General features: G+C 48.8%; 7 protein-coding genes. 2 read left to right on the plus strand and 5 right to left on the minus strand.

Translation table 11 applies throughout. The annotated features are described in order from the left end of the window. The 4 genes from IZU87_RS16910 to IZU87_RS16925 all read right to left on the minus strand — a co-directional run. Positions 1–314: toll/interleukin-1 receptor domain-containing protein (locus tag IZU87_RS16910; protein ID WP_213115319.1), on the minus strand; the 314-nt coding region annotated here is incomplete at its 3' end. 53 nt (positions 315–367) lie between these two features. Beyond that, entirely contained in the window at positions 368–811 is a 444-nt protein-coding gene (locus IZU87_RS16915) for a hypothetical protein (protein ID WP_213115320.1), read from the minus strand. Between the two features lie 2 nt (positions 812–813). Next, positions 814–1,296 (minus strand): TIR domain-containing protein, encoded by a 483-nt coding sequence (locus IZU87_RS16920; protein ID WP_213115321.1) that lies wholly within the window; start codon positions 1,294–1,296, stop codon positions 814–816. Between the two features lie 1,439 nt (positions 1,297–2,735). Further along, positions 2,736–3,164, minus strand: coding sequence for a hypothetical protein (locus tag IZU87_RS16925; RefSeq protein ID WP_213115322.1), 429 nt, complete (start codon positions 3,162–3,164; stop codon positions 2,736–2,738). Positions 3,165–4,433: 1,269 nt separating this feature from the next. Between IZU87_RS16925 and IZU87_RS16930 the strand changes: the two genes are divergently transcribed. Next, entirely contained in the window at positions 4,434–5,393 is a 960-nt protein-coding gene (locus tag IZU87_RS16930) for an integrase domain-containing protein (RefSeq protein WP_213115323.1), read from the plus strand. After that, positions 5,393–5,737, plus strand: coding sequence for a hypothetical protein (locus tag IZU87_RS16935; protein WP_213115324.1), 345 nt, complete (start codon positions 5,393–5,395; stop codon positions 5,735–5,737). The genes IZU87_RS16930 and IZU87_RS16935 overlap by 1 nt, the downstream gene beginning before the upstream one ends. A gap of 51 nt (positions 5,738–5,788) precedes the next feature. On the opposite strand, the gene IZU87_RS16940 is transcribed toward IZU87_RS16935, so the two are convergent. Beyond that, positions 5,789–6,105: TIR domain-containing protein (locus IZU87_RS16940; protein ID WP_213115325.1), on the minus strand; the 317-nt coding region annotated here is incomplete at its 5' end.

Consider the following 6,105-nt stretch of genomic DNA (forward strand, 5'->3'; position numbering starts at 1 on the left):
TTTTTTTTAAAAACTTCAGCTATCCCAATCTCCCATGGACACCAACGTGACGATTGCGAATTTTGAGTTGCAAGGAATATGAAGAGATCTCGCTCATTGATTTGTTCCTTAATACTATTTGCTGTCTTTTCATCTGGAGAATCTGGAAGACTACTATCTTCCCAGTCAATATAGAGGTCCCACCCATGCTCAGAAAGATATGCCTGAAGACCTTTCGCAAGCTCTCTATCCTTATGACTGTGAGATAGAAAAGCCGTCGTTTGACCATTTATCTTTGCTTCTTTCAGGCTTTTTGCGATGTTCTGACTAGACATCGCTCTCCGAGAAGCGTTTCTTAAGTTTTGTGTATTTATTGCCATAATATGCCTCACAATAATAAAGATGCGATTAAAACTACGCTAATTAATGGAAAATAAAATCCTAGTATAGAGTAAGACATTAGAGATTTGCGTTTAAGTTTTTTCCCTGTAGGTAGAACCGAATAAAGATCAATATCATGAATCGTTCCTCTAGCTAGTTTAGAAATAAACTCGTTGTAAGAATTCCTAAAGCCTTTTTCCATAGAGAGATAATAAGCATCCAATATTAGGAACACGAGTATTGGTAAAAGTGCTAAAAGAAAATATGCACTTTTATTTTTATCTATTACAACAACTAATATTGCTGAGACTAATGTCACGCACCATGTTTTACATGATGCACTATTAGACGCCATTCTTTGAATTACATTCTGAATTATTGATAGATGTGTTTGTACAGCAGGAGACTCTGCTACCATTTGCACTTTGTTCTCTGATTCATTCACATTCATAACTAATGTCCTCTTTTAGCTGCAGTCTCAATCCAAGAAACAATATTTTCTTTGATATCTATATAAGCTCTATGAGGATTTGGATCGTAACATGGGACATAGTCGGAGAGATAGCCTCCCGAAGTTAGAGGTATAGAAGAAAATGGATTTCTACCTTTTTTAGAAAATCCATTTCTAGGACATTTTACGTTATGTATGTATATACCTATTACAGGTTTATAACTATCCCAAGCTTTTCTAATTTCATAATCTACCCATTTACTATTATGAGTATGTTCCCCTATCAAAACGACAACACAATTTTTATACTTCATGTTATTGTCGATCCAATTTTTAATTGAGCGATCGCCTAATGCTTTTATTTTTTCCCACTCATTAGGATTAACTAAAGTGTTTTTATCAATAGCTCCTATATTTCTTATTAACTGTACTCTGAAAACATCGTTTGAGTACTGAAAACTGAAAAAAACTGATTTTTTTCTCATATAAATCTCTGTTGTAAATAAAAATATCTCCATACATATTACATATATGTCATAAAAAATCGACTCGCTTTAATGCTCAAAGCTATAGACCTTAGATCTTAGAGAAAGACTCTGTCGCAAAAATGCTACTCATTTCAACCGGCCCGTTGGGCCGGTCGCTTACGCGCTAACGCCCTTCGGTTGTTGGGTACGCCCCTTTACCGTACACCCGGGCTCGTTCGTACCTCACTCGCACCTGGGTGCACGTCTTGGGCCGTACCAGTGAAAGGCCCTTGGGAATTTCTATCTTGTTCGTTGAACCAGCCTGCAGTACCGCATCGTTTTTCTCGAAAAACTTAGGCCGTAGGCCTAGATGTTCCCGCTTTTAGTTTGGGTTCGACCCAGTGAAGCGGCGTACTTTAGCGACCAAGTTTTGTCGTAAGGCGCTCAGCCGCAAAGCGGCTCGAAAGCGCCTATCTCGACTTGTCGAGGCATTTTTGGGGTTAGGCGGCCGTAGGCCGGGCGAAGGGAGGAGGTACGACGACCGAAGGGTAGGCGAGCACAACGTGCTCGAAAAAGAGAGAGCAGCGAATTTCAGTGCCCTCACGAGCCCTGTAGAAGAACATAAGAGGAGGCTTCTTAAAATTCATTGTAAATCAGTATGTTAGCGTGCACCCCTGCACACTCTAGAGTGTGCAGGGGTGCACACTCTAGAGTGTGCAGGTTATGTGCATACAGCACACATGAATGTGCGATATGCACATTGAATGGTGCAGTATGTACGTGCTATAAGTCATTAACAGAGTGCGATATGCACATTGAATTGTTCAGGGGTGCACAATGGATGATCAGCAAGTAGGAAAGCCACCAGCAACACAGAGAAAGAACAAGACATGGGTTCAAACCGAAAGAGCTGCACATGAGGCGTGGGCGCACCTCATCGGCACAGCTCCCATGGCTGCAAGGCTCGCTCATGTCTTAGTAGCCCATATGGGAGACTCGAACACTGTCGTAGCAAGCCAAACCACCTTAGGTGAACTAATGGCTTCTACAACAGGAAAACCAGTACACCGTAACTCCGTTAGAAAGGCGATTCAGAAGCTTCAGGCAGACCGTTGGATCGAAGTAGTTCAGCTAGGTGGGAAAGGGGGCGCACTGGCTTATAGGATCAACGACCGAGTAGCGTGGGGTGAGAAGCGGGACAAACTACGCTATAGCCGCTTTTCTGCCCAAGTTTTGGCCTCATCGAGCGAACAGACACAGCCAATTGATGGACGTCCAGAACTGCGCCAAATTCCTACATTAATGCGTGGAGAAGAACAGGTACCTTACGGACCACACGACGATCCCCCTAGCCAAGGCCTCCTGGAAGGAGCTGAGCCCGACCTCCCCTACAGGGACGCAGATTTTTTCGAGCGGGAGTAGCAAGCACGGGTTGCTTTCTAGCCTAGCTTGCCACCCTACTTCCGAGCTTTCAAAGCAGCCATCTCAGCAGCAAATAGATGCGCTGAACACCTCTCGGCATCTGGCTGATCAAGCTTCTCGGGAGCAGGCAATCTTCTCAGTTCTCTTAGCTCCTCACGCATCCCTGCGAGCTCATCAGCTTGACGTTTAGTTAGCTCAACGAGCTCAGATAACAACTGTGTCATCTCTGCTACAGATGCTTGTTGCGTGAGACTAGGTGTACCCGTTGCGTCACGTTGCGTCTTAGTGGGTGAGTTGACTGGCTCTCCCCAAACGCGCAGCAATTCAGAAAACGCAATCACACGCGTACCATCGCCACGTACTGTTGATGACACGCGGCCTGCCTTCATGGCTCGGTGTACTGTAGAGCGTGCTTTTCCGTACAATTTTGCAGCTTGAGCCACCGTCAATTGTTGCTGTTGCACAGTAGAGCGTCCTGTTGCGTTGCGACTGTTGCGTCAGTGTACCTTCTGATGTCACCTGCAAGGGTGGTTACGGTCAGCCAAGACGGCCACGCGAAATTCTAGCGGATGGCTGCTAGGCAAGAATCCTTATGCTAGTCTTCTAATGTGCTCGCTTCGGCGAGATGCAAGGAGAGCCGACTCCTCTATCAAACCGGACATAAGCCAGCAGCCATTCTGGGGACGGCACTCAGAGTCGCGAACGATGCGACCGAGCTGAATAACAGTCAGCAGCTTCACTGGGCATTTGGCTCCCGGGGTTCGCAGATGATGCGAATGTGCTGCAACCTAAAAGCGAGTGGCTTCACTGGGATTCGCGCCTAGGGCCGCAGGTAATGCGGCTGTGCTGCTGTGAAAGCACTGTTCACCTCAATGTGATCAGCGCGGCGACTATTGGTCTCTGTCTTCTCGTGATTAAGAAGACAGAGCCGGGCTTGATCTGAAATTTTTCAGGTTCAGGTGCGGGATAGTTGCGCCTAAATTTTGAGTATTGGCTCCTCAATGCCTGATTTAGCGCACCTTACGCTACCGGTCGCTTCAAAACCCTCCTAAAAAACGTCTCCGGCCCCGCTGTCACACGCCTATGTGCTCAGTGCTAGCGCGTTGCGTCTCTACTTTTCATCGCCACAGTCATCGGCGTAGAGCGGCAACTCCTGGCACTGCCTCATGTGCATGCAGCGGCGAGTCCGGCTGACCAATAATCGAACGCCCGGCTACTGCCCTCTGGCACGAGACTCGCTCCGGCGACCTCGAGATCAGCCATATGTGGCGTTCACGAAACGTGCAGGTAGCGGCGCGTCCGTCTCTGTGCCCCGCACAGAGACGGACGCCGTCAGGCGCCCGCGAACCCACGGGGGCTCAATGCCCCCGCGGGTTCGAGCGTCACCAAACCCTGCACCAAAACTCGTTTCTGACACCTGCACATCGCGTTGTCCGGCGTTCGCGCCACCTACCTGGCTGGTAGGAACGACCTTGCCCTGTGTCGTCAGCAACGAGCGCGCCTTGACCGTGGGAGTTGCCACCTCCCGCCACGATCCCCTGCCCACTCACTGAGTGTCGCGATCGGATGCGCACACAAAAATTTCCGGACGATTCCGGCGGCCATGTCACGAGACGACACGCTTCCCAGGTCTGACCGCGCCCAAAAGCGGTTTAACACTTACCGAACGTCTTGGCAGGACACCGGGAAGCGACTTTGACACTCCCTATCACCACGACGCAGGAGGCTTCGTGATGGGCAAATACGCATCGAAACGTAACTACGGTTATGGAAAACAAATGGCCTACGCCGGGCATCAAGCCCTGGTGAGCCTCTATGGCCGAGGCCACTACTCGACAGTGGCCACGCATTCGGCCCGCTGGGGCCAGTTTGCCCAGTGGGCCAAGGACAATGGCGTGAAGGATCTCGCCACGACACCCAACCAGGCACTGCTGGAACGCTATGCCGAACACCTCCAGACACAGGTGATGTCGGGAGATATCGCCGTTTCGACGGCTCAGAATCTCCTGAGCAGCGCCAATACGACCTTTCTGGCCCTGCGCGGCGATCACAGAGTCCGGGTGTCCCCGTCGCAGTACGCCGGGAAGCGCACCAATGTGCGACAGACAGCCCCGACAGCGGTGGACACCGACAAAGTCACGCAGACTTGCCGAGCCCTGGAGGCAGCAGGCTTACCCCGCGCGTCTGCCGTCCTGCAGCTGGCTGCCGCGTTCGGGGTTCGCCGTGAAGAAGCGATCAAGGCGGACCTGGAGCGATGGCATCGTGAGGCGTCCAGAAAAGGCACTGTAGACGTGCAAGAGGGCACCAAGGGCGGAAGGTCGGCACAGCGCTTAATCGCCGTCAGCGAGCCTCAACGGGCCGCTCTGGCCTATGCACGCTCAGTACGTCCAGAAGGAAGCCGAAATCTACTGGAACTTGAGGAGCGCTATGCGGATCTGGCGATAGCTCGGCAAGGCGAGCTCAATCGTGCTCGCCCCATCCTGAAGGCACATGGTCTCGGTGGCTTCCACGATGCCCGGGCCGCGTACGCCTGTGCCCGCTATGCCGTGATTACAGGCCATCCTGCACCTGCCGTCAGCGGTTCACTCTCATCCGGCAAATCCCAGGATCAGCTAGCACGCCAATTAATTAGTTACGAACTTGGACACAATCGGCTCGATGTGGTCGTAGCTTATATAGGAGGAAGCAAATGATGTTTAAGCTACAAAAAGGAAAGACATCAATCGATGAAGAAATACTAATGCAACTAGTAAAATCCCAGCCTCGAAAATCACACACAATTAGGGCACATGCTCAACGTGCTGCACGTAGCCGACAGCTTATTGAAAATCGCTTTGGGATAAAACATCCTAAACAGTGGAAAGCAAAACATGTGCGTTGGCTAATGAAAGACGGTTTAGGAAATATATCACCTGCCACAGCGTATGATTATTGGCGCACTTGTTGTTGGATATTAAAAGAATTGGGCGTATTTCAAGATTGGCAGCCTTATCTACGTGGACCATGGTTAAATCCTAAAGGTATATATCCTGGATAGGAATTAATCGGAATTCAATGTATGGCCTAAATAAGTCTAGGCCATACACTATCATTTATTAAACTGTAATGATGCTTCTTTGAGAGAAGCCCCGATATATGAAAGGTGTGGTTCCATTAGCTGAAGAGGTTTATTATCAGCAATTATTTCTTTTGGATGATCTATCCTACGATATAAATTAAGATACTCATTACCAACCCATCCATTATCACCTTCAGTTGGTACAATTATTATGCTAGATTTTTTTTTAAAAACTTCAGCTATCCCAATCTCCCATGGACACCAACGTGACGATTGCGAATTTTGAGTTGCAAGGAATATGAAGAGATCTCGCTCATTGATTTGTTCCTTAATACTATTTGCTGTCT

Source organism: Cobetia sp. MC34, from assembly GCF_018340035.1.
GTDB classification, from domain to species: domain Bacteria; phylum Pseudomonadota; class Gammaproteobacteria; order Pseudomonadales; family Halomonadaceae; genus Cobetia; species Cobetia amphilecti.

Bases quoted from the DNA above. Each gene is read 5' to 3' on its own strand.
- IZU87_RS16935 (WP_213115324.1), top strand. From the start codon at position 5,393: ATGTTTAAGCTACAAAAAGGAAAGACATCAATCGATGAAGAAATACTA.
- IZU87_RS16930 (WP_213115323.1), top strand. From the start codon at position 4,434: ATGGGCAAATACGCATCGAAACGTAACTACGGTTATGGAAAACAAATG.
- IZU87_RS16915 (WP_213115320.1), bottom strand. From the start codon at position 811: ATGAATGTGAATGAATCAGAGAACAAAGTGCAAATGGTAGCAGAGTCT.
- IZU87_RS16920 (WP_213115321.1), bottom strand. From the start codon at position 1,296: ATGAGAAAAAAATCAGTTTTTTTCAGTTTTCAGTACTCAAACGATGTT.